This window comes from Duganella sp. 3397, from assembly GCF_031456625.1.
In the GTDB taxonomy this organism is placed as follows: domain Bacteria; phylum Pseudomonadota; class Gammaproteobacteria; order Burkholderiales; family Burkholderiaceae_D; genus Rugamonas; species Rugamonas phyllosphaerae.
This window is the reverse complement of sequence record NZ_JAVDVB010000001.1, coordinates 486,467-509,777: the sequence shown is the minus strand read 5'-3', so window position 1 is coordinate 509,777 and position 23,311 is coordinate 486,467. Positions and strand designations below refer to the sequence as shown.

At 64.3% G+C, this 23,311-nt stretch carries 20 protein-coding genes; 10 read left to right on the top strand and 10 right to left on the bottom strand.

Annotation, left to right across the window (positions count from 1 at the left end):
* Position 1: 1 nt before the first annotated feature.
* From J2X54_RS02160 to J2X54_RS02140, 5 genes are all read right to left on the bottom strand, one after another.
* Positions 2 to 1,519, bottom strand: coding sequence for a type II and III secretion system protein family protein (locus J2X54_RS02160; RefSeq protein WP_404990873.1), 1,518 nt, complete (start codon positions 1,517 to 1,519; stop codon positions 2 to 4).
* A complete protein-coding gene (gene cpaB, locus J2X54_RS02155; protein ID WP_310177222.1) occupies positions 1,516 to 2,379 on the bottom strand; it encodes a Flp pilus assembly protein CpaB in 864 nt (287 codons plus the stop codon). The genes J2X54_RS02160 and cpaB overlap by 4 nt, the downstream gene beginning before the upstream one ends.
* Complete coding sequence (locus J2X54_RS02150) at positions 2,376 to 3,800, bottom strand: ATP-binding protein (protein ID WP_310177220.1); 1,425 nt, start codon at positions 3,798 to 3,800, stop codon at positions 2,376 to 2,378. The genes cpaB and J2X54_RS02150 overlap by 4 nt, the downstream gene beginning before the upstream one ends.
* Positions 3,801 to 3,913: 113 nt before the next feature.
* Positions 3,914 to 4,468, bottom strand: coding sequence for a prepilin peptidase (locus J2X54_RS02145; RefSeq protein WP_310177218.1), 555 nt, complete (start codon positions 4,466 to 4,468; stop codon positions 3,914 to 3,916).
* A 57-nt stretch (positions 4,469 to 4,525) separates the two neighbouring features.
* Positions 4,526 to 4,711, bottom strand: a complete 186-nt coding sequence (locus J2X54_RS02140; RefSeq protein WP_070251451.1) for a Flp family type IVb pilin — start codon at positions 4,709 to 4,711, stop codon at positions 4,526 to 4,528.
* A 285-nt stretch (positions 4,712 to 4,996) separates the two neighbouring features.
* Here J2X54_RS02140 and J2X54_RS02135 point away from each other — a divergent pair, with 285 nt between their 5' ends.
* Positions 4,997 to 6,040, top strand: coding sequence for a GGDEF domain-containing protein (locus J2X54_RS02135; RefSeq protein WP_310177215.1), 1,044 nt, complete (start codon positions 4,997 to 4,999; stop codon positions 6,038 to 6,040).
* Here the strand turns inward: J2X54_RS02135 and J2X54_RS02130 are convergent.
* Positions 6,037 to 7,254, bottom strand: coding sequence for an HD-GYP domain-containing protein (locus J2X54_RS02130; RefSeq protein WP_310177213.1), 1,218 nt, complete (start codon positions 7,252 to 7,254; stop codon positions 6,037 to 6,039). The two genes, J2X54_RS02135 and J2X54_RS02130, sit on opposite strands and share 4 nt — an antisense overlap.
* A 143-nt stretch (positions 7,255 to 7,397) precedes the next feature.
* Here J2X54_RS02130 and J2X54_RS02125 point away from each other — a divergent pair, with 143 nt between their 5' ends.
* The 5 genes from J2X54_RS02125 (at position 7,398) to J2X54_RS02105 (ending at position 17,340) form a co-directional block, all read left to right on the top strand.
* Positions 7,398 to 8,333 carry a LysR substrate-binding domain-containing protein gene (locus tag J2X54_RS02125; protein WP_310177211.1) on the top strand — a complete coding sequence of 312 codons (936 nt, stop codon included), beginning with the start codon at positions 7,398 to 7,400 and terminating at the stop codon, positions 8,331 to 8,333.
* A 410-nt stretch (positions 8,334 to 8,743) separates the two neighbouring features.
* Positions 8,744 to 12,322, top strand: coding sequence for an indolepyruvate ferredoxin oxidoreductase family protein (locus J2X54_RS02120; RefSeq protein ID WP_310177209.1), 3,579 nt, complete (start codon positions 8,744 to 8,746; stop codon positions 12,320 to 12,322).
* Between the two features lie 12 nt (positions 12,323 to 12,334).
* Positions 12,335 to 15,622 (top strand): fused isobutyryl-CoA mutase/GTPase IcmF, encoded by a 3,288-nt coding sequence (icmF, locus tag J2X54_RS02115; RefSeq protein ID WP_310177207.1) that lies wholly within the window; start codon positions 12,335 to 12,337, stop codon positions 15,620 to 15,622.
* A gap of 77 nt (positions 15,623 to 15,699) precedes the next feature.
* Complete coding sequence (locus J2X54_RS02110) at positions 15,700 to 16,101, top strand: RidA family protein (RefSeq protein WP_310177205.1); 402 nt, start codon at positions 15,700 to 15,702, stop codon at positions 16,099 to 16,101.
* Between the two features lie 159 nt (positions 16,102 to 16,260).
* Positions 16,261 to 17,340, top strand: coding sequence for a type I restriction endonuclease (locus J2X54_RS02105; RefSeq protein WP_310177203.1), 1,080 nt, complete (start codon positions 16,261 to 16,263; stop codon positions 17,338 to 17,340).
* Positions 17,341 to 17,514: 174 nt separating this feature from the next.
* Here the strand turns inward: J2X54_RS02105 and J2X54_RS02100 are convergent, their stop codons facing one another.
* On the bottom strand, positions 17,515 to 18,528 hold the full coding sequence (locus J2X54_RS02100; RefSeq protein ID WP_070251466.1) for a substrate-binding domain-containing protein: 1,014 nt from the start codon (positions 18,526 to 18,528) through the stop codon (positions 17,515 to 17,517).
* Between the two features lie 13 nt (positions 18,529 to 18,541).
* Between J2X54_RS02100 and J2X54_RS02095 the strand changes: the two genes are divergently transcribed.
* The gene (locus tag J2X54_RS02095) at positions 18,542 to 18,718 is read left to right on the top strand and encodes a hypothetical protein (protein WP_310177199.1); all 177 of its coding nucleotides are present in this window, start codon (positions 18,542 to 18,544) and stop codon (positions 18,716 to 18,718) included.
* A gap of 136 nt (positions 18,719 to 18,854) precedes the next feature.
* Positions 18,855 to 19,112, top strand: coding sequence for a hypothetical protein (locus J2X54_RS02090; protein WP_310177197.1), 258 nt, complete (start codon positions 18,855 to 18,857; stop codon positions 19,110 to 19,112).
* Positions 19,113 to 19,119: 7 nt separating this feature from the next.
* On the opposite strand, the gene J2X54_RS02085 is transcribed toward J2X54_RS02090, so the two are convergent.
* Positions 19,120 to 20,214, bottom strand: a complete 1,095-nt coding sequence (locus tag J2X54_RS02085) for an MBL fold metallo-hydrolase (protein WP_310177195.1) — start codon at positions 20,212 to 20,214, stop codon at positions 19,120 to 19,122.
* Between the two features lie 82 nt (positions 20,215 to 20,296).
* Between J2X54_RS02085 and J2X54_RS02080 the strand changes: the two genes are divergently transcribed.
* A complete protein-coding gene (locus J2X54_RS02080; protein WP_310177193.1) occupies positions 20,297 to 20,917 on the top strand; it encodes a TetR/AcrR family transcriptional regulator in 621 nt (206 codons plus the stop codon).
* A gap of 74 nt (positions 20,918 to 20,991) precedes the next feature.
* The gene (locus J2X54_RS02075; protein ID WP_310177191.1) at positions 20,992 to 21,294 is read left to right on the top strand and encodes a hypothetical protein; all 303 of its coding nucleotides are present in this window, start codon (positions 20,992 to 20,994) and stop codon (positions 21,292 to 21,294) included.
* Here J2X54_RS02075 and J2X54_RS02070 read toward each other — a convergent pair.
* Together J2X54_RS02070 and J2X54_RS02065 are read right to left on the bottom strand one after the other, a co-directional pair.
* Positions 21,291 to 21,584 (bottom strand): 2Fe-2S iron-sulfur cluster binding domain-containing protein, encoded by a 294-nt coding sequence (locus J2X54_RS02070; protein WP_310177189.1) that lies wholly within the window; start codon positions 21,582 to 21,584, stop codon positions 21,291 to 21,293. The genes J2X54_RS02075 and J2X54_RS02070 overlap by 4 nt on opposite strands.
* A gap of 45 nt (positions 21,585 to 21,629) precedes the next feature.
* Positions 21,630 to 23,303: a methyl-accepting chemotaxis protein gene (locus J2X54_RS02065; protein WP_310177187.1), complete on the bottom strand. Its 1,674-nt coding sequence runs from the start codon at positions 23,301 to 23,303 to the stop codon at positions 21,630 to 21,632.
* Positions 23,304 to 23,311 lie beyond the last annotated feature (8 nt).

Sequence of the window (23,311 nt, the reverse complement as noted above, 5' to 3'; positions counted from 1 at the left end):
TTTATCGGGGTGGTGCCCCTGGTACTGGTGATGGCGGTGGTGCGCCTTCGAGCTTGCCGCCCAAGAACAGCTCGGTGCGGGTGGGTGCGGTCATGCTGTCGGTCGGCAGTTGGTAGTCGGCCGGCAGCGGCCGCACCAGGCGCGGCGTGACCACGAACAGCAGCTCGGTGCGGTCGTGCTGAAAATCGGTGCTGCGAAACAGCGCGCCCAGGATCGGCAGCTCGCCCAGGATCGGCAGGCCGTTGATGTTGGTGGTGCGGTTGTTCTTGATCAGGCCACCGATGGCGAAGCTCTGGCCGTCCTGCAGCTCCACCGTGGTGGCGGCGCGCCGGGTGGTGATCAGCGGCAGGATCGAGACGCCGCCAACACCGCTGGCCGAAATGCCCACGCCCTCGCGCGACAGTTCCGATACTTCCGGCGCCACCCGCAGGTTGATGCGTCCGCCGGCCAGCACGGTGGGCGTAAAGCGCAGGCCCACGCCGAACTCCTTTTCTTCCAGCGTGACCTTGTTGTTATCGGTCGCCACCGGTATCAGGATCTTGCCGCCCGCGAGAAAACTGCCTTCCTGGCCGCTGATCGCCATCACCGTCGGTTCGGCCAGGATGCGCACCAGGCCTTCCTGCTTCTCGGCCGCGATGCCGAAGCGGTCGCCATTGGGACGGCCCACGGCCAGGCCGCCGCGCAGGGTGCCGGTCAGGAAGTTCGCCGCCAGTACGCTGGCCCAGCTGCCGCCACCCACGCCGAGCGAGACGCCGCTTTCGAGCTTGTCGAGCAGGGTCTTGGACACCTCGGCGATTTTCACCTCCAGCATCACCTGCTGCGGCGCGCTGACGTTGAGGAAGTTGATCACGCGGGCCTGGGCAGTTCCAGTACCGGTGCCGGCGCCGGTAGCTGTGCCCGCGCCGCCAGCGCTGGCGGCGGCGCCCTCCTTGTCGCCACTGCCGGCCAGCGCGCGCGCCGGCCGCCGCACGAACGCCTGCGCCAGTTCCAGCACCCGAGCGGCCGCCTGGGTGTCGCTAACGGTGCCGCTCAAGACCAGCGTGTCGCCGGCGGCGGTGACCACGACCTGCTTTTGCTCGGGCATCAGCGCCGCCAGCGACGCCTGCAAGGCGCCGGGGTCGATGCCCACCACCACCTCGACCACGTTGCAGATGCCGCTCCTGCCCTGCACGATCATATTGCTGGTGCCGATGTCGATGCCGGCCACGTACAGCGTATCGGGCGCTACCAGCATGGCTTCCAGCACGGCCGGGTTGCCCACGCTGCGTGCGGCCACCGCCTCGGGCATGCGCATCAAGGTCGATTTACCCAGTTGCAGTGACAGGTGTCCTGGTGCGGCGGCCTGGCCGGCGCAGCGCAAGGTGGCGTTGGCCGGTTCGGCCTTTTGCGCGTCCGCCGGCGCTGCGGCGCACACGGTGGCGATGGCCAGCGCCAGCATCGGCACCAACCGTCGCAGCAAAACCGGCGGCAGCGGCGACAGGTGCACGCGCAAGCACCGGGGGCGAGAGGACGTGTTCACAAACACTCCTGCTTGCGTTGCACGCCGGCGATCACGCCGACGCAGTGGCGCGGCGGTGCGGCTGCCGCCAGGCGCGGACGCGACCCGGCCGCTGCCGCTGTCGCTACTGGTACTGGTGCCACCGCAGAAACGGCGCCAGGCGACGCCGGTGCAGCCTCCGGCGCAGCCATGCCCAGCAACGACGCCTTGGTAGCGCCGTCGGTGGTGCCGGGGCGCGGATCGACCTGGTTGCGCAGCACCAGCGACAGCGTGCCCACGCTGCGCGCCAGGTCGAGGTTTTCGGCCTGGCCCGGCGTTACCTCGAGCGTGACGGCATTGACCACGCGCGGCTTGGTCTCGTCGCGCCCCACTTCCTGCGCCACCGCCAGCACCAGTATCCGTTCGAGCACGATCTTGGAAATCGCGTTGTCACCACCGCGCGCCGACTGCGTGTTGACCAGGATGTCGACAAAATTGCCCGGCAAGGCGAAGCCGGCCACCCCCACTACGTCGTTGACGCGCACGGTGATGGCGCGGTTGCCCTCGGTGATCAGCGCCGACAGCCCGCCCACGGTGCCGGCCGGCGCCAGCTTCGCTTCGCTGAGCGGCTCGTCGCGCAGCACGCTCGATTTGAGTACCCGCCCCACCAGCTTGACGGGATCGCGCAGGGCGCCGTGCGGCAGGCTGTCGGCAGGCCAGTCGAGCGTCTTCATCATCTCGGGCGCCAGCCGCTGGCCCAGGCTGACATCGGCGGCGGCCACCACGATGCGGTTGCCGGCGCCTGGCGCCTGGCCCAGCAGCCAGTGCGAGGCCAGCGCCACCGCTGCCAGTCCGAACACGACGGCCAGCGCCATCATCGACAGTGCGCGCCGGTTCTTCATACGATGTGCTGCGCCAGTTGGCCGATCAGCGGCAGCGCCAGGTCGTCGTCGACCGGCGCCGATGTTGAGCAGGCGAACATGCTGGTCCAGGCCTGGTCCAGCGCGGCGATGGTGAGCCGGGGCGGCGTGCCATTGAAGCCGGCAAAATCGACGATGCGGCCGACAATCTCGTGCGGATACGCGGCCAGCAGCGGCAGTGCGCTGCCGGCGTGCAGCTCGTCGACCAGGTAGCGCAGGGCGGCGTCGTCGTACAGCACCCCGGCGGCCAGGCACTGCTGGCGGAACAGCGCGCGGTAGCCGGCCGCACCCAGCGCGCCCACCGGGATCTTGTAGCCCACGCGGCGCAGCGCTGGCGCGTCGAGCAGCGTGTCCGGCGCCAGGCTGGTGGCAAACACCAGCCGCATGCGGCACGGCGCCTCGAAGTGGTAGCCGCCGGCCAGCGTCAGCTGGCTGCGGCGCAGTTCCTGGGCCTGGGCAAACCGGTTGAGCAGTTCGGTGGCGGCGATGCGCTGGCGTCCCAGGTCGTCGACGATCAAGAGGCCGTTGTTGGCCTTGAGCTGCGGCGCGGCGCGGTAGCAGCCGTTGGGCGTGTCCGCCTGCAGGTCGAGCATGTCGGCGGTGACGTCGGCGCCCAGCGCCACCACCGGGCGCTGGCACTGCACCCAGCGCGTATCGACGCCGCGGCGCTCGCTGGCCGGACGGCTGTGGCGCGCCTGCGGCCCGAGCGGCCCATGCAGCCCATGTGGCCCATGCGGAGGCAGATGCACCTGCGGATCGTAGACCTGTACCACGTCCTGTCCCACCAGCAGCGCGTGCGGTACCGCCACCATGCCTTGTTGCAGCGCGCCGAGCTTGCGCGCCAGGGTGGACTTGCCGCTGCCCGACGGCCCGTACAGCAGCATGGTGCGCCCGGCGTGCATGGCCGCGCCCAGCATTTGCAACACGCCGGGCGCCAGCAACTGGTCGGCCAGTTCTGCGCCCAGCTCGTCGGCCTCCAGCGCCGACGCCGGCAGCGACTGGCGCTCGACCATGGCGCGGTAGGCTTCCAGCGTGACCGGCGCCGGCCCGGTATAGCGGCAGCGCTCCATCCAGCCGCTGGCGCGCTGCTTGCCGCCGGCCGTCAGCTGGTACTGGATGTCGATATCGGATTCGCCGCGCCACGCCACTTCGGCCACGTGCTCGGCGACCATGAAGTCGAGCACCTCGCGTAGCACCGTGATCGGCAGGTGCAGCCGGGTGGTCAGCACCGGCAGGTGCGTCTTACCGGCCAGCAACAAAGCCCTGGCCACCAGTTCCACCACGAACTGCTGCGGCAGGCCGGTGTCGCGCAGCGAGCGCGGTGGCGGCGGCAGCACGCAGGCCGGGTCGGCGTCGGCCAGGGGAACCGGGGCAGAATAAGGTGAGGAATCGAGGCTGAGCATGACTGTTCTCCGCGCTGCTGTCAGAACTGCTGAAATGTTTCACTAAGGAACTGAGTTTATCGAGCCTTGCCCGGTGGATATTGACCCGTAGCAAGAAGGCGCCGATCGGGCGATTAACGATGCGGCCACGCCACAACCGCCACTGTCGCCAGCGCAATCGCCACGCCGTAGGGCATGCCACCCACGCTGGCGATGGTCTCGCGCGGCAGCGGCGCCAGCGGCAGGCCTACCAGGCGGCCCAGCCACGGCTGCACCAGGCGCCACAAGTTGCGGCCCAGCTGGCGCGCGATGGCCAGGCCCGTGCCTTGACGCCAGCCCTGCCACACCAGCGTGGCCAGCGCCAGCGGCGCGCCCAGCAGGTAAGTCAGCAGCGCCACGTGCAGTGCCGCTTGCGGCCCCACAAAGGCGCCGACCATGGCGATGAGCTTGACGTCACCGGCCGCCATGCCACGCAGCAGGTACAGCGGCAACAACAGGAAAAATCCGGCCAGCAGGCCGGTCAGCCAGTGCGTCAGCGCGGCCAGTGGCGGCCCGGCCAGTCCGTGCAGGACCAGCGCCAGCGCCAGGCCGCTCACCACCAGGATATTGGGAATCTTGCGCAGCGCCAGGTCGGTCACTGCCGCCTGCGCAACGAGCCAGAGCACCAGCAGTTCGAGCGCGGTCCACATGGATGCTCCGAAAAGAAAAGGCTTTCCAGCCCGGACAGCGACTGGAAAGCCGTGCCGTCAAGCGTTATGCGCGGCGATCTCGGTCGAGATCTTTTCGAAAGCGTCTTTCAACGCCGGCGAAAGGAACGAGAACGCCGCAATGACCGCAGCGACCATGGTGGCGGCAATCAGGCCATACTCGATGGCGGTGATGCCCTCCTCATCGGACGCAAACACTTTTGCAGCTGCAATAAGCGATGTCATGATGAACTCCCGTAAAGGTGGAAAGAAAGACCCTGGCGCGGTAGCAGCACGGCGGCGGTGGGTTGCCGTCGCTGCGCCATTGGAATTCACTATACGGAGCCTTCTGATGGGAGAGTTGACATGAGACAAGTTTTCCTTGGGGAACTATTTTGCAAGCGCAAGGAATCGTTCGTTTGCCCTGCTATAGTTTTTTTTCGCACACAAGAATTGCCTTGATTGCAAAAAGATATTATCCTGCTCAGCTTGCCTAGCCGCACAGGACAGCGTTTTTCTCCAGAGAAGAAAATGGATTCCCTACTGAAACACATGGTGGACATGACCGGCCACCGCGATCATACGATGCTCGACATCTCGGTGATCTCGGCGGTGCAGGAACTCGCCCAAGCCAGCCGCACCCGGGTACTGACCCTGGCCATTGTTCGCGGCAAGATCTTCGTACGTCCGCGCGCGCAGATTACCGCCGGCGAGGCCGCCACCATGGTCGATACGGCGGACCTCCAGCAGCCGGGCGAACCGATCGGGAATTATCCGGCGCTGGCGGCCTGCCTGGCCCGCCACGAAGCCAGCGCGACAGTGGCCAATGACAACGGCAGCCACACGCTGTGGCTGCCGATCTGGCTCGGCGACAAGGCCGACACCTGCCTCGAAATCGTCCATCCCACGCCCTACACCAGCGCCACCATCCAGGTGATCGGGGGCGTGGTCAGCGTGTACCGCAACTTCCAGAACCTGCTCGACTACAGCGAACGCGATTCGCTCACGGGCCTGCTCAACCGCAAGACCTTCGACGACCAGTTGGCCAAGATGCTGGCCGCCAGCGCCGACCAGGACTCGCTGACCCTGCCCGGCGAACTCGAGCGTCGCCAGCACGGCGACGAGGAACGGCAATGGCTGGCGGTGGTCGACGTCGACCATTTCAAGCATGTCAACGACCGCTTCGGCCATTTATATGGCGACGAGGTGCTGATCCTGATCGCCAACCTGCTCAACACGTCGTTCCGCGCGCAGGACCGGGTGTTCCGCTTCGGCGGCGAAGAATTCGTGGTACTGCTGCGCGGCACCACGCTCGACAATGCCAGGAAAATCATCGAACGCTTCCGCCAGAACGTGGCCGCGCACGATTTCCCGCAAGTGGGCAAGGTGACGGTGAGCGTGGGTTTTGTCAGCATCACCGCGTTCGAGCCCCCGGTGATCGTGCTGGGCCGCGCCGACCAGGCGCTGTATTACGCCAAGAGCCACGGCCGCAACCTGGTGTGCCACTACGACGAGCTGCTCAGCGAAGGGTTGTTGCAGAGTACCGAGTCGAACGATACCGCCGAGTTCTTCTAGGCCAGGGTTAAAAACCGCATCGGATCGACATTCCACTTGGCGGCCGATTCGTGGCCGACGATCTTGTCGGCGCCGCCAAAGCCGAGCCCGCGCGACAGGTCGACCATCTCCGGCTTGATGTACACATTCTGCTTGGTATTGAAAAACACGTTGACCTTGGGCGCCAGCAGGTTGGTTTCGTGCGGCTCGACCACCACGCCCAGCCGGCCCGACTCCAGCATCACCATGGTTCCCACCGGGTAAATCCCCACGCAGCGCATGAATTCCTGTGCATATTGCGGATTGAAATGGTGTTTGCTCCACTCGTAAATCTTGCGCAGCGCGGCAGCGGCCGGCATGCCCTTGTGATAGCAGCGGTCCGAGGTGATGGCGTCGTACACATCGACGATGGCCGCCATTTGTGCCATGTCGCTGATCTGGCCCTCGGCCTGGTGGCCGGGATAGCCGCTGCCGTCGCGCCGTTCGTGGTGGTGCAAGGTGATGTCGAGCGGAATCGGGCCGATGTCGGGCGACTGGCGCAGCAGGTCGTAGCCGTCCTGCGGGTGGCGGCGGATGATCTCGTATTCCTCGTCGGTGAGCGGCCCCGGCTTGTTGAGGATGGCGTCGGGCACCAGCGCCTTGCCGGTGTCGTGCAGCAGCCCGCCCAGGCCGGCCTGGTGGGTGGTCTCGGCGTCAAGACTGCGCGAGCGGCAAAACGCCACCAGCAAGGTGCACACGCTGACCGAATGCAGGAACGTGTAATCGTCGGCGGCTTTGATGCGCAGCAACCCGGTCAGCGCACCGGGGTTGCGCAGGATCGATTCGGTAATGCTTTGCACCACCGGCTCCACCAGGTCGAGTTCGATGGCCTTGCCCAGCCGGGCATCCTGCATCACCGTGCGCACCAGGGTGGATGCCTGGTGGCGGATTTGCGTGGCGCGCCGCATTTCCTCGCCCAGCGCCACCCGCGTGACCACCGGCGCCTTGGCGATCAATTCGATGATTTCGCGCTCGGTGGCGGCCTGCGCCTCGGCCAGCGTGGGCGCTTCCACGTCCAGCCCCCTGGAACTGTCGATCACCACGTCGTGGATGCCGGCGTTGATGATCTTGCGGATCTCCGCTTCGGTGGTGATCGTGAAACGGTTGCGCACGAACGGGTGGGCCATCCAGTCGCAACTGAGGTCCTGGATGAACATGCCCACCTTGAGCTGCGATGCATCGACTTTCTTGAACATACCGGCACCCGTTATAAGGCTGGAAGACGTGCTGAAAACGTGAATCGAGTATAACAAATAGTTTCCCATCAGGATCATCCGGCACCGGTGCTACACTGTACGGCCCTGTCTTTCACCGCGCTTGTCGGACTGCTGCAACAAACATGGAACTGCGCCAACTTCGCTATTTTGTTGCTATCGTCGATCACGGCTCGCTGTCGCGCGCGGCGCTGGCGCTGCACGTGGCGCAGCCGGCACTGACCCAGCAGCTGCGCCAGCTCGAGGACGAACTGGGCGTGCAACTGCTGCACCGCTCGGCGCAAGGCATGCTCAGCAATGACGCCGGCAAGATTTTCTACGAACACGCGCAGGCCATCCTCAAGCAGGTGGCCGATGCCCGCTCGGCGGTCGTCCAATCGGCCGAGCGCCCCGGCGGCAGCGTCACCCTGGGGCTGCCGCACAGCATTTCCGGCGCACTGGCCTTGCCGCTGCTCACCGCCAGCCGCGCCCGCTACCCGGAAATCACGCTGCAACTGACCGAGGAACTGACCGGCAACCTCAACGAACAACTGCGCTCGGGCCGGGTGAACCTGGCGGTGCTGTTCGACGATGGCCAGCTGGGCCAGTTTGCCACCACGCCGCTGGTGGAAGAGGAACTGCGCTTCATCTGCCGCGCCGACGCGCCGTATGCGCTGGGCCAGCCTGCCCTCACCTTGCAGGAAGCCGTCGCCACCCCGCTCATCCTGCCTGGCTTGCAGCACGGCGTGCGCCCGCGCATCGAGAGCGTGCTGCGCAGCGCCGGCCTGGTCCTGTCGTCGGTGATCGAAATCAATTCGATTGCGATTTTAAAATCGGCGCTGCTGGCCGACCTGGGTGCCACGATTTTGCCGTCGGCGCCGGTGCTCGACGAATTACAGCGCGGTACCCTGCGCGCGCAGGCCATCTGCGACCCGGCGATCTCGCGCACGGTGGTGCTGTGCGCGTCGAAAAACATTCCGCTGACCAATGCTGCGCAGGCGGTGGGTGCGCTGGTGCGCAGCGTGTGCGGCGAGCTGTGCGCCAACGGCGCTTGGCCCGGCGCCGCCGTGATCGACGGCTGAGCACCAGTCACGAACCGCCAGCCGCCAGCCGCCAGCCGCCAGCCCAAGATCCGTCATTCCCGCGCAGGCGGGAATCCAATTTTTACGCGTCGCCAGGACATGCGCCGATACCCGGGCTGTTCGCCCACCTTGGATCCCCGCCTCCGCGGGGATGACGGATTCACGGTTACGGGCAATCCGGGACCGCGCAGCCGCAGCACAGCGCCAACCCATCACTTTTCCTTATACCCCCATCCGAAAACTGTATTTCCACGCCGAGCGCGAACGCGCCCATACTGCGCTACAACGCAGATAATTTAAGCCTAAACTATCTGCGAGCGCCGCCACCACGCGGCCCATAGCGCCATCGCGGTGCGCCTACCCGGCGCTGCTGCGACTGCGCAAGAACGGCACATCACGGAGACACCGCCATGCCAGACGACACCACCGGGCGCGCGCTGACCGACGCGCCCCCTTCCGGCCTTCCCGACGGCAGCGCCGCCGTCAACCTCGACGTCGGCCTCGACGACAAATACACCGCCACCAGCGGCCCCATTTTCCTGTCCGGCATCCAGGCGCTGGTGCGCCTGCCGCTGATGCAGCGCGTGCGCGACCAGGCTGCGGGCTTGAACACTGCCGGCTTCATTTCCGGCTACCGCGGCTCGCCGCTCGGGGGCCTCGACGAAAACCTGTGGAAGGCGCAGCCCCACCTGGCCGCGCACCACGTGCAGTTCGTGCCCGGCGTCAACGAAGACCTGGCGGCAACTGCCGTGTGGGGCTCGCAGCAGGTGGACCTGATCGGCGAGGCCAAGTACGACGGCGTATTCGCCATGTGGTACGGCAAAGGCCCGGGCGTGGACCGCTGCGGCGACGTCTTCAAGCACATGAACCATGCCGGCACCTCGCAGCATGGCGGCGTGCTGCTGGTGGCCGGCGACGACCATGGCGCGTATTCGTCCACCCTGCCGCACCAGTCCGACCATTTGTTCTCGGCCTCGATGATCCCGGTGCTCTACCCGTGCAATGTGCAGGAATACCTGGACCTCGGCGTGCATGGCTGGGCCATGTCGCGCTTTTCCGGCTGCGTGGTGGCGTTCAAGGCGCTGGCCGACACGGTGGAATCATCGGCCTCGGTCGATGCCGATCCGTTCCGCGTGCAGGTGAAGATTCCGCAGGACTTCGTCATGCCCGAAGGCGGCCTCAATGCGCGGCTGTCGAGCATTCCGCTGGGGCGCCAGGCGCGCAACCAGGAAGCGCTGATGCAGGACTATAAAATCTACGCGGCGCTGGCCTATGCGCGCGAAAACCGCCTCAACCACACCACCATCACCAGCCCGGACGCCAAGCTCGGCATCATCGCCTCGGGCAAATCGTACCTGGACGTGCTCGAAGCGCTCGAAGAACTGGGCATCGACGAAGCCATGGCCGCCAGGGTGGGCCTGCGCCTGTTCAAGGTGGCCATGCCGTGGCCGCTGGAACCGGACAGCGTGCGCGAGTTCGCGCAGGGCCTCGACGAAATCCTGGTGGTCGAAGAAAAACGCCAGATCGTCGAGTACCAGCTCAAGGAACAGCTGTACAACTGGCGCGACGACGTGCGCCCGCGCGTGATCGGCAAGTTCGACGAAAAGGGCGAATGGGTGGCGCCGCGCGGCGAATGGCTGCTCACGTCCAAGGCCGATTTCTCGGTGTCGCAGGTAGCGCGCGTGATCGCCAGCCGCATCAAGCGCTTCGACCTCGACGCCGCCACGTGCGAGCAGATCGCCGCCCGGCTCGACTTCCTCGACGCCAAGGACGCGGTCTTGACGCGTGCCGTCAACACGCCGTTCCGTCCGGCGTTCTACTGCTCCGGGTGCCCGCACAACACGTCCACCAAGGTGCCCGAAGGCAGCCTGGCGCTGGCCGGCATCGGCTGCCACGTGATGGCCACGTCGATCTACCCGGAATTCAACAAGCTCACCACCCACATGGGCGGCGAAGGCGCGCCGTGGATCGGCCAGGCCGCGTTTTCCACCATTCCGCATGTATTCCAGAACCTCGGCGATGGTACCTATTTCCACTCAGGTTACCTGGCCATTCGCGCCGCGCTGGCGGCCAAGGTCAACATCACCTATAAAATTTTGTACAACGACGCGGTAGCCATGACCGGCGGCCAGCCGGTGGACGGCATCACGTCGGTGCCGCTGATCGCTCGGCAAATGGCCGCCGAAGGCGTGCAGCGCATCGCGCTCGTGACCGAAGACCTGGCCCGCTACCAGGACCGCAGCGCCCTGCCTGCCCACATTACCTTGCACGACCGCAAGGACATGGACGCGGTGCAGCGCGAACTGCGCGAAGTGCCGGGCGTGTCGGTGCTGATCTACGACCAGACCTGCGCGGCCGAAAAACGCCGCCGCCGCAAAAAAGGCGAGTACCCGGACGTGGCCAAGCGCATGGTCATCAACGACGCCGTGTGCGAAGGCTGCGGCGACTGCGGCGTGCAGTCGAACTGCGTGTCGATCCTGCCCAAGGAAACCGAGTTTGGCCGCAAGCGCACCATCGACCAGTCGTCGTGCAACAAGGACTATTCGTGCGCCAAGGGCTTCTGCCCGAGTTTCGTCACGGTGGAAGGCGGCACGCTCAGGAAGAGCCGCGCCGGGGCTGTGTCGGCCAACAAGGTTGATGACTTCGGGCCTTTGCCCCTGCCAATTTTGCCCTCGTGCGACCAGCCGTACAACATCCTGATCAACGGCATCGGCGGCACCGGCGTGATTACAGTGGGCGCGCTGATGGGCATGGCCGCGCACCTGGAGGGCAAAGGTGCGTCGGTGCTCGACATGACCGGCATGTCGCAGAAAAACGGTTCGGTGACGTCGCATGTGAAAATCGCCCGCACCCCGGCCCACCTGCGCGCCCAGCGCATCGCCACCGGCGAGGCCGACCTGGTGCTCGGCTGCGACATGCTCACCGCCGGCGCCGCTGATGCGATTTCCAAGATGCGCGCCGGCCGCACGCTCGCCGTGGTGAACCTGCACCAGCAGCCACCAGGCACGTTCGCGCAGGACGCCGACTGGCAGTACCCGGCCGAGGAAGTGCAGGCGCTGATCGCGCAATCGGTGGGCGATAACGCTGCCGACTTCATCGACGCGACCAAGTTGGCCACGGCGCTGATGGGCGACTCGATCGCCGCCAACCTGTTCATGCTCGGCTATGCCTGGCAACGCGGCCGCATTCCGCTGTCCGAGGCGGCGCTGTTGCGCGCGATTGAACTTAATGGCGTCGGTGTGGCGTCCAACAAGCACAGCTTCCTGTGGGGCCGGCGCGCGGCAGTCGACCTGGTGCGGGTTGAGCGCGTGGCCACGCCAGCGAAGTCGGTCGTGCTGCACATGCCGCAAAGCCTGGACGCCATCATCGGCAAACGCGTAGCGTTCCTCACCGCCTACCAGGACGCCGCTTACGCCGCCCGCTACACCGGCCTGGTGACGCAGGTGCGCGAACGTGAGACAGCGCTGGGGCTCGGCACCAAGCTGTCCACGGCGGTAGCGAAATACTACTTCAAGTTCATGGCCTACAAGGACGAATACGAAGTGGCGCGGCTGTACACCGATGGCAGCTTTGTCGAACAGCTGAAGCAGCAGTTCGAAGGCGATTTCTCGGTCAAGTTCAATCTGGCCCCGCCGCTGATGGCAAAAAAGGACGCCAAGGGCCACCTGGTCAAGGCGGAATTCGGTTCGTGGATGTGGAAGGCGTTCGCGCTGCTGGCCAGGTTCAAGGGCTTGCGTGGCGGCGCGTTTGACGTCTTCGGCTATACCGCCGAGCGCAGGATGGAACGTGCGCTGGTCATCGAATATCGCGAGATGGTGCAGGCGCTGCTGGCGCAACTCACGCCCGATAACCACGCGCTGGCCGTGGAACTGGCCGCACTGCCGGAAAAAGTACGGGGCTTCGGCCACGTGAAGGAACAGGCTGTCGCCACCTTCCGCACCGATAAAGCACGCCTGCTGGCGCAATTTACACAGCTGCGCGCAGCATAGAAAGGACATGCAATGAACGATCTCTCCACGCCCAAGCTGGCAGCAGTACCGGAACACCAGGCGCCGGCCAACAAAATCCGCTTCGTTACCGCCGCCTCGCTGTTCGACGGCCACGATGCCTCGATCAACATCATGCGCCGCATCCTGCAATCGAACGGTGTCGAGGTGGTGCACCTGGGTCACAACCGCTCGGTCGATGAGGTGGTCACCGCCGCGCTGGCCGAAGATGTGCAGGGCATTGCGATTTCCAGCTACCAGGGCGGCCACGTTGAATATTTCAAGTACATGATCGACCTGCTGCGCCAGCGCGGCGGCGCCCACATCAAGGTGTTCGGCGGTGGTGGTGGCGTGATCGTGCCCGAAGAAATCGCCGAGCTGCACGCCTATGGCGTCACGCGCATCTTCAGCCCCGAGGACGGCCAGCGCATGGGCCTGGTCGGCATGATCCAGTGGATGGTGGCGCAGTGCGATATCGACCTGTCGCAGTATTCGCCGACGTCGCTCGCGCCGCTGCGTGAAGGCGAAGTGGTCGACCGTCACCGGCCGCTGGCGCAACTGATCACGGCGCTCGAGAACGACCGCGCGGGCGTCCCGCTGCGGGCCGAACTGCTGGCGGCAGCTGCCGGCCTGGCGGTGCCGGTGCTGGGCATCACCGGCACCGGCGGCGCCGGCAAATCGTCGCTGACCGATGAGCTGATACGCCGCATTCGCCTCGACCAGGGCGACGCCTTGCACATTGCCGTGATCTCGATCGACCCGTCGCGCCGCAAGTCCGGCGGCGCGCTGCTCGGCGACCGCATTCGCATGAACGCCATCAACCCGTGGAACGGGCAATCGCGCGTGTTCATGCGGTCACTGGCCACGCGCGACGCCGGCTCCGAGATTTCGCAAGCGCTGCCCGACGTGATTGCCGCCTGCAAGGTGGCCGGCTTTGATTTGGTGATCGTGGAGACGTCCGGTATCGGCCAGGGCGACGCGGCCATCGTGCCGCACGTCGATGTGTCGATGTACGTGATGACGCCGGAATTTGGCGCCGCCTCGCAGCTGGAAAAAATCGACATGCTCGATTTTGCCGACATCATCGCCATCAACAAGTTCGACCGCAAGGGCGCCCTGGATGCGCTGCGCGACGTCGCCAAGCAGTACCAGCGCAACCGCGAACTATGGAGCACCCCGTCGCACGAGATGCCGGTGTATGGCACGCAAGCTTCGCGCTTCAACGACGACGGCGTCACGGCCCTGTACCAGGGCCTGCTGCCGCTGCTTGGCCGCTTCGGCCTGCGCACGACCGCCGGCAAGCTGGCCATGGAAAGCGCCCGTCATTCCAGCGGCAAGAACGTGATCGTGCCGCCCGCCCGCGCGCGCTACCTGGCCGAGATTGCCGACACCGTACGCGGCTACCACCGCCACACCCGCAAGCAGGTCACCCTGGCGCGCGAACGCCAGCAGCTGGCGGAGTCGAAGCGCATGCTGGCCGCTGCCGGCAAGGTTGTCGATTTTGATGACGTGATCCTGGAACGCGACAGCGCCATGGATGCGGGCGCGAAAAAACTGCTGGCACAGTGGCCGGCACTGCAGGCCGCGTATGCCGGCGACGATTACGTCACCACCATCCGCGACAAGGAATTGCGCACCAAGCTGGTCCAGCACACCTTGTCGGGCACGCGCATCCGCAAGGTGGCGCTGCCGCGCTACGAGGACCATGGCGAGGTATTGCGTTTCCTGATGCTGGAAAACGTGCCCGGTTCGTTCCCGTTCACCGCCGGCGTATTCCCGTTCAAGCGCGAGGGCGAGGACCCTACCCGCATGTTCGCCGGCGAGGGCGACGCCTTCCGCACCAACCGCCGCTTCAAGCTGGTCTCCACCGGCATGGACGCCAAGCGATTGTCCACCGCCTTCGATTCGGTCACGCTGTACGGCGCCGATCCGGCGCTGCGCCCCGACATCTACGGCAAGGTGGGCAACTCGGGCGTGTCGATCGCCACGCTCGACGACATGAAGGTGCTGTACGACGGTTTCAACTTGTGCAGCCCCTCGACGTCGGTCTCGATGACCATCAACGGCCCGGCGCCCACCATCCTGGCCATGTTCATGAACACGGCCATCGACCAGCAGATCGACAAGTTCGCCGCCGAACACCAGCGCCAGCCCGACGCCGAAGAGGCAGCGAAGATCCGCGCCTGGGTGCTGCAAAACGTGCGCGGCACGGTGCAGGCCGACATCCTCAAGGAAGACCAGGGCCAGAACACCTGCATCTTCTCCACCGAGTTTTCGCTGAAGGTGATGGGTGATATCCAGCAGTATTTCGTCGACCACCAGGTGCGCAATTTTTATTCGGTGTCGATCTCCGGGTATCACATCGCCGAAGCGGGCGCCAACCCGGTCTCGCAGCTGGCGTTTACGCTATCGAACGGCCTGACCTTCGTGGAAGCGTACCTGGCGCGCGGCATGCACATCGACGATTTTGCGCCGAACCTGTCGTTCTTCTTCTCCAACGGCATGGACCCGGAATACACGGTGCTGGGCCGGGTGGCGCGCCGCATCTGGGCCGTGGCCATGCGCGACAAGTACGGCGCCAACGACCGCTCGCAAAAGCTCAAGTACCACGTGCAGACGTCGGGCCGCTCGCTGCACGCGCAGGAGATCGACTTCAACGACATCCGCACCACCTTGCAGGCGCTGATCGCCATCTACGACAACTGCAACTCGCTGCACACCAACGCCTACGACGAAGCGATCACCACGCCCACCGACGAATCGGTGCGCCGCGCGCTGGCGATCCAGCTGATCATCAACCGCGAGTGGGGCCTGGCGAAAAACGAGAACCCCAACCAGGGCGCCTACATCCTCGACGAGCTGACCGACCTGGTGGAGGAGGCGGTGCTGCAGGAGTTCGAACGCATCGCCGAACGCGGCGGCGTGCTGGGCGCGATGGAAACCGGCTACCAGCGCGGCAAGATCCAGGAAGAATCGATGCTGTACGAGCACCAGAAGCACGACGGCACCCTGCCGATCGTCGGCGTGAACACCTTCCGCAATCCGAAAGGCAGCGAAGCGCCGCAAAAGATCGAACTGGCGCGCTCCACCGACGACGAGAAGCAGTCGCAGTTGCAGCGCCTGGCCGACTTCCACGCACGCCACGCCAGTGCAGCGCCGCAAGCGCTGGCAGCGTTGCAGCAGGCCGCCATCGACAACGCCAACGTGTTCGAGAAGCTGATGGACGCGGTGCGCGTGTGTTCGCTGGGGCAGATCACCACGGCCCTGTTCGAGGTGGGAGGACAGTATCGCCGCAATATGTAAGCCTGCATGCAAGCGCGCTTGACCTCAACTTAAATTGAGGTTTTAGACTGGCGGGATTGATTATCGAGGAGGCTTCCATGCAATTCATCAATCCCGCAGACCTGTACGACCCGCGCCCCAACGGCTACACCCACGTCGTCATCGCCCAGGCTCCCGCACGCCTGGTGTACATCGCCGGCCAGGGCGGCGAGGACATCAACGGCGTGCTGTCGGAAGATTTCGCCACGCAGGTCGAACAAGCGCTGAGCAACTTGCGCGCCGCCCTGCAAGCGGCCGACACCACCCTGGCGCAAGTGGCCAAGATCACCGTCCTGATCGTCGATCACGACGAAGCCAGGCTGGCCATCTTCAGCACCGCGCTACGCACCGCCTGGGGCGACGCCCCACCACCGGCCTGCACCCTGATCCCGGTGCCACGGCTGGCGCTCGATGGCATGTTGTTCGAGATTGAGGCGACGGCAGTCATGGCGCAGTCTTGAACTTCATCCAATACCACTGTCTCCTTTAAGTCACCCGGATAATTTTTATTGAATTTCATAAATATTTTATTGCTAAATATTTAAGAATTATGTAAGACTCGGTTATCTATCTGAAAAGACCGCACAGGCCTCTTTTAACTTAGCCAACCAGGGAACCGTATGGATTTAATCGATCAGCTCAGAGCACTGGCATCCCGCGTCGCCGCGTCCAAGGACATTATCCAGACGGAGGAGGCAACCAAGAACGCAATGATCATGCCTTTCATCCAGCTATTGGGTTACAACGTCTTCGATCCGTTGGAGGTCACTCCCGAACTGATCGCTGACATCGGGACTAAAAAAGGCGAGAAAGTCGATTATGCGGTACTACTCGAGGGAAAGCCGATCATGCTTTTCGAGTGCAAAAAAAGCGGTGCTGACCTGCATATCAATCATGCCAGCCAGCTGTTCAGATATTTTCATGTAACCGCTGCACGTTTTGGCGTACTCACCAACGGCTTGATCTACAAGTTCTTTACGGACTTGGAGCAGCCCAACAAAATGGATGAGAAACCTTTTTTTGAATTCAATATTTTGGATTTCAAGGAACGTGACGTCGACGAGTTGAAAAAATTCGCCAAAACGATGTTCAACATCGATACCATCCTCACGACCGCCAACGATCTCAAGTACACCCGAGCTATCCAGAATCGCCTTGCGGAATGGATGCTCAATCCATCCGAAGAATTCGTGCGTTTGTTGGCAACGGATATGCTGAGCGGGAAGCGATTCACGCCGACAGTCAAGGATCAGTTCACGATCATTACCAAGCGGGCGTTTGAACAATTGTTGGGAGAGCGTATCAACGAGCGGCTCAAGGGCGCCATGACGCCTGAAACATCGCCGGTCCAGGAGCAAGCTCCTGTCATGCTGCCGGAAGAGCTGGAACAAAACCTGATCGTCACCTCGGCAGAAGAAATTGAGGGACTGCACATGATCAGGTCGATACTGCGCGACGTGGTCAACCCACGCAGAATCGTGATGCGCGATTCGCAGAGCTACTGCGCCATTCTGCTGGACGATAACAACCGCAAACCGGTTTGCAGGTTGCGCTTCAATAATTTGCAGAAGCTGTCGCTCGGGTTATTCAACGACAAGAAGGAAGAAGAACGAGTCTCGCTGGAGAACCTGGATGATTTGTACAAATATGCCGAACAGCTGAAGGCAACTGTACAGCTGCACCTGCCCACAGCCGCCTGAGAAATCCATCTGAGCGCCAGAATAGCACTTGAGCCAAGCCTCGAATGCTATTCACTTTGCTATTCAAAACCGCAGTTTCTTCTACCAGAACCCACAAAAATTTGCTATTCACTTTCTGCAGCTCTCTGCTGGCCTGACAAGATTGACCTGCCCCGTTACCGCTGAACGACAGCATCAATTCTCGCTGCACACCCCGATCGTCGCCCCAGGCAACAGCACCGGCTGCCACATTTCCTGCAAGTCGGTGGCCGGGGTGCCGTTCACCAGCGCCAGCAGCATTTCGATCATGCGGGCGCCGGCTTTGGCTGGTTCGGGCTGGTCGATGGTGGCGACGTTGGCGCCGGCCAGGGAGTCGGCCATGCTGCCCCACACCACCACCGACATGTCCTTGCCCATCTCGATGCCGGCGTCGCACATGGCGCGCACCACGCCGGCGCCAGACATGTGGTTGTCGACGATGACCGCGCTCGGCCGTGGCGAGCACGCCAGCAGCTGCTGCATGGCGGTATGGCCGCTGCGGCGGTCGATGCAGTCGGCGACCAGGTAGCGCGGATCGACCGCCAGGCCGGCAGCGGCCATCGAGGCCATGAAGCTGTCGCGCCGTTCGCGGGCGAAATTCATGTCGAGCGAGGCGCTCACCATCGCCACCCGGCGGTGACCGAGCGCCAGCAGGCGCTCGAGCGCCAGTTCCACGCCGGCGGCATGGTCGTAGTCGAACCAGGCGTACGGCGCATCCTGCTGGGTGCGGCCGTGGGCGATGAAGGGGAACTTGGCCTGGGTGAGAAAGGCGATGCGCTCGTCGTGCACCAGCGTGCGCGCAACCACCAGGCCATCGACGCGGCGACCGCGCACGATCTGCTGGTACGCGCGCTGCTCGGTGCCGGGCGAGACCGGGGCAAGGATCAGGTTCTTGTTGAAGGCCTCTAACGCGCCGGACATGCCAGCCACCACGTCGAGAAACATCGGGTCGGCCAGGTCGGACGTGAGCAGGGGGAAGATCAGGCCATATACATTGCTGCGTCCGAGCGCCAGGCTGCGCGCCATGGGATTGGGCTGGTAGCCGGCGTCCTGGGCCGCCTTGAGCACGCGTTCGCGGGTTTTGACGTTGACTTCGGGATACCCGTTCAGGGCCCGGCTCACGGTCGTTTTCGACATCCCGAGAAAATTAGCGAGGCGCTGCAAGTTCATAGGGTAACATTCAATGTTGATCATTGATTATAGCGGCGCCGCCAACGCTGCCGCCATGACAACAGATGTTAATCGCAATAAATACAACAAAACCGCCAAAAAACCTGCTAGCCACGCGCCAGGCAGCAGGTCCACCACATTTCATGTTGCCGCCTTGCCTTTTCCGTTTTTCTGGCCTAATCTTTGGTAAGCGATATCAAATCTGCATTGCCATGCCCGGGCTTTTGGCTTGAGGGGAAAAATTCGTGGTTAACGTAACTTCTATTAACGCAGTGCAATCCGCCGTGGTCCGGGCCGAGCGCCAGGTACAGCAGGGGGAAACACGCGTGAACCAGGATGCGGCGCGCCTGGACCAGAGCGAAAGTCAGCTCAGCCGCGACCGCGAAGCGCTGGCGCAAAACCAGCGCGAGAGCACCCGGGCCACGCGTCCGGCGCCCGAGCCTGCGCCTGCGGTCAACCTCAACCGCGCCATCGAAAACCCGTCGCGCGCCGAGCAAGTGCTGCCGGGACTGCTTGCCGCCAGCCGGCCCCAGGTCAATGCACTGGGCCAGACCATCGGCAAGTTCATCAACACTACTGCCTGAACTTTTCTCAGGCCGCTGCCTCGCGCGCGGCCGCCTCCTGCGCCACCAGCGGCGCCCACCACTGCTGCTGCGCCACCGCCGCCAATGGCGCCATGATGGACATTGGCATGCCGATTTCCGGCGTGGCCAGCGGCAGACGGCGTTCGGCCGCCAGTTCGGCAATGCGGGAAAACGGATCGTGCCACGGGTGCAGCGACAGGTCGAACGTGCCGTTATGGATCGGCAGCATCACCTTGCCACGCAGGTCGATATGGGCTTGCAGCGATTCCTCGGGCTGCATGTGGACGTCGGGCCATTGCGGATCGTAGGCGCCGGTTTCCACCATGGTCAAATCGAACGGGCCATAGCGGCGGCCGATTTCCTTGAAGCCGTCGAAGTAGCCGCTGTCGCCGGAAAAGAAGATGCGCGCCTCGCGGTCCTCGATCACGAACGACGCCCACAAGGTCTTGTTGCGGTCGGTCAGGCCGCGGCCCGAGAAATGCTGGGTGGGCGTGGCCAGCAGGCGGATGTTGCCGACCTGCGTGCCTTGCCACCAGCCCAGCTGGCGTACCTTGCCTGCCGGGATGCCCCAATCGATCAGGCGGTCGCCCACGCCCAGCGGGGTGATGAAGTATTCGGTCCTGGGCGCCAGCGCCATCACCGCCGCGTAGTCGAGGTGGTCGTAATGGTCGTGCGACAGGATGATGCCCTTGAGCGGCGGCAGGTCTTCCAGGCTGATGGGCGGCTGGTGAAAACGCTTGGGGCCGGCCCACTGCAGCGGCGAGGCGCGCTCCGAGAACACCGGATCGGTGAGCCAGAAGGCGCCGTCGAGCTTGAGCAGCACGGTCGAGTGGCCCAGGCGGTAAAGGGTGCGATCCGGAGCAGCCAGTAATTGCTGCTGCGTCATCGCATGAACGGGTATGGCGGCGCGCGGTACGGTGTCTGCCGGCTTGTCGAACATCATGCGCACCATGATGCTCAGTCCCTTGAGCAGTCCCATCTTGTGCATCCGGGCCGGGTTGCGGAAGCGGCCATCGCGCGTGCGCGGCGCGCCGGGCGCGGTGACGGTCAGGGCGTCGAGGTCGTTGGTGGCAGCCTCTGCTATACCGGATGGATAAGCCATGGGAATCCTCGAAGTGAAAAATACACTACACAGTGTAGTTCCGTTTTTTGAAAAAGTAAACTATCGGGTGTAAAATAGTCGGATGAATGTTCCCATCAAGCTTACCGACCGCAAGCGCCAGGCCATCGTCGATGCAGCCATTGCCGAGTTCCGCGCCAGCGGTTTCGAATCGACCAGCATGGACAAGGTTGCCGCCACGGCCGGCGTGTCCAAGCGCACCGTGTACAACCACTTCCCCAGCAAGGACGAGCTGTTCGCGCACATCCTGCAGCAACTGTGGTGCAGCACCTCGTCGCTGGAAGACACGCCGTACGACAGTGCCCTGCCGCTGCGCGCGCAGTTGCTCGACATGTTGTGGAAAAAGATGGCAATGCTCGAGGATGCCTACTTCCTCGACCTGGCGCGGGTAGCCATTGCCGAGGCGATCCACTCGCCCGAGCGCGCCCACGACATGGTCGCGCGCCTGAGCGCCAAGGAAGAAGGCATCACGCGCTGGCTGCGCGCCGCCCAAGCGGACGGCAAGCTGCGCCCGGCCGACCCGGTGCTGGCCTCGCACATGTTGCAAGGCCAACTCAAGACCTTCGCCTTCTGGCCGCAGGTCACCCTCAACCAGCCGCCGCTCGACCTGGCCACCCAGACCACGGTGGTGGAGGCGACGGTGGACATGTTCCTGGCCTATTACGGAACGAATGTTGCGGGATAAATAGGCGCAAAGCAGCGCGGCATTGCGGGCGTTTGGCTAAAATGACATGGCGTCAACTACCATCGGAGCCCCGCATGTCGATTACGCCACAAGAGCTGGAACTGCTGATGCAGGAAGTGGAGCAGGATGATCCGATCGATTTCGCCGACCTGCCGTTCGCGGAAGAAGAACTGCGCGGCCTGATCGCCAGCCACCTGTGCGAGATGGCCGAGGCCATGGACAACTTCAGCGAGGAAGACAAACAGCTGACTTTGCTGGCCGTGGCAGCCAAGCTGGTGCTGGAAAACCTGGTGCTGCACATCCAGCTGCTGCGCCGTCACGGCGTGCCGCTCAGCGCCTCCACCGACGCCCTGCTCGACCGCCTGAGGAAGGGCTAAGCAACCTTCTTGGCGGCGGGCGCCGCGATGACCAGATCGGTATCGGCCACCGCCACGCAAGGCAGGATGTAGCCCTCGCGCTTTTCGTCCAGGCTCACGCCGGGCCAGGCGATGGTGTAGCGGACAGCGCCGGACTCCAGACGACAGAGACAGGTGCGGCAGGTGCCGTTGCGGCACGAGCTGGGCAGGCGGATGCCGGCCTGCTGCGCTGCCGCCAGCACGGTGGCGCCAGCGTCAGCCGCGAAGGTCCAGCCCTGCTCCGCCAAGGTAATGGTGATGGTGCCGTCCATGCCGTGGTGTTCTGATCGAAACCGTCATGATACGGCACGTCCCCCCTAGTTGTGGACCACCAGCTTGGGCTTGGCACGGGTGGGGGTGGAGGCGGGCGCGGGCCGCGCCACCGGCGTGGCGGGACGGGCGCCGGCGCGCGCCGCATGCTGGAGCTTGAACACGGCCATCGCCTGCGACACGTTGCGCGCCTGCTCGACCAGGTTGCCGGCGGCAGCGGCGGCCTGCTCCACCAGCGCGGCGTTTTGCTGGGTGATGTCGTCGATCTGGATTACGGCCTGGTTGACCTGGCCGATGCCGGTGCTCTGCTCGCGCGTGGAGTGCGAAATCTCGGCCATCACGCGCGAGACCTTGCTCACCGATTCGATCACCTGGCCCATGGTCACGCCGGCGCTGTTGGTCAGCGCGGTGCCAGCCTGCACCTTGGAGATCGACATGTCGATCAGGGTCTTGATTTCCTTGGCGGCCGTGGCCGAACGCTGGGCCAGGCTGCGCACTTCGGACGCCACCACCGCAAAACCGCGACCCTGCTCACCGGCGCGTGCCGCTTCCACCGCCGCGTTGAGGGCCAGGATATTGGTCTGGAAGGCGATACCGTCGATCAGGCCGATGATGTCGAGAATCTTGGTGGACGAGGTGCTGATGTCGCCCATGGTGGTGACCACCTGCGAGACGATGTCGCCACCGTGCGCGGCCACCTGCTTGGCCTCTTCGGCCAGCTGGTTGGCGCTGGCGACGTTGTTGGCGCTTTGCTGCACGGTGGACGTCAGCTGCTCCATGCTCGACGCTGTCTCCTGCAGGCTCGACGCCTGCGACTCGGTGCGGCCCGACAAATCCATATTGCCGTTGGCAATTTCAGTGGTAGCGGTGGTGATTTCGGCAAAGTTGGCGCGCACGTCGCCGATGATGCTGTGCAGGTTGATATTGGTCTGGCGCAGCGCGGCCAGCAAGCGGCCCATCTCGTCGTCGCGGCGCACCTCGATGGTGGCGGTCAGGTCGCCGCCGGCCATCATGCGCGCGGCCTTGGTGGCATGCTTGAGCGGCAGCGCCACGTTGGCATACAGGCTGCGGCCGAACAGCACCATGCCGGCAATCGTTGCCAGCGCAATGCCGCCGAGCCAGCCGCGCGACTGCTGCAGCGTGGTGTCGCCCAGGGTGAACAGGCACAGCGCCAGCACCAGCATGGCGCCAGCGCCCACCGCCGTGGCCAGCGCAATTTGCTGGTTGAGCGACATCGCCAGCGACTGCTTCATGCGCGCGAACGCGCCGCCGGATACCCCGCGGCCGTTCTGGATGCGCATGCCGCGCGGATTGCCGGCCTTGAATTCACGGTACAGGGCATCGGCCGCGCGTACTTGCTCGCGCGACGGCTTGGTGCGCACCGACAGGTAGCCCACCTGCTTGCCCTGCTCGATGACGGGCGTGACATTGGCCAGCACCCAGTAGTAGTCGCCGTTCTTGCAGCGGTTCTTCACCAGCCCGGTCCACGGCATGCCGGCCTTGATGGTGGCCCACAGGTCGGCAAACGCTTCGACCGGCATGTCCGGATGACGCACGATGTTTTGCGGCGCGCCCATCACTTCCGCCTCGGTAAAACCGCTCACCTCGAGAAAATACGGGTTGGCGTAATTGATATTGCCCTGCAAATCAGTGCTGGAGACGATGGTTTTACCGTCTTCCATGATGTATTCGTTCTGGGTGACGGGGGTGTTGACGCGCATGGCGATTC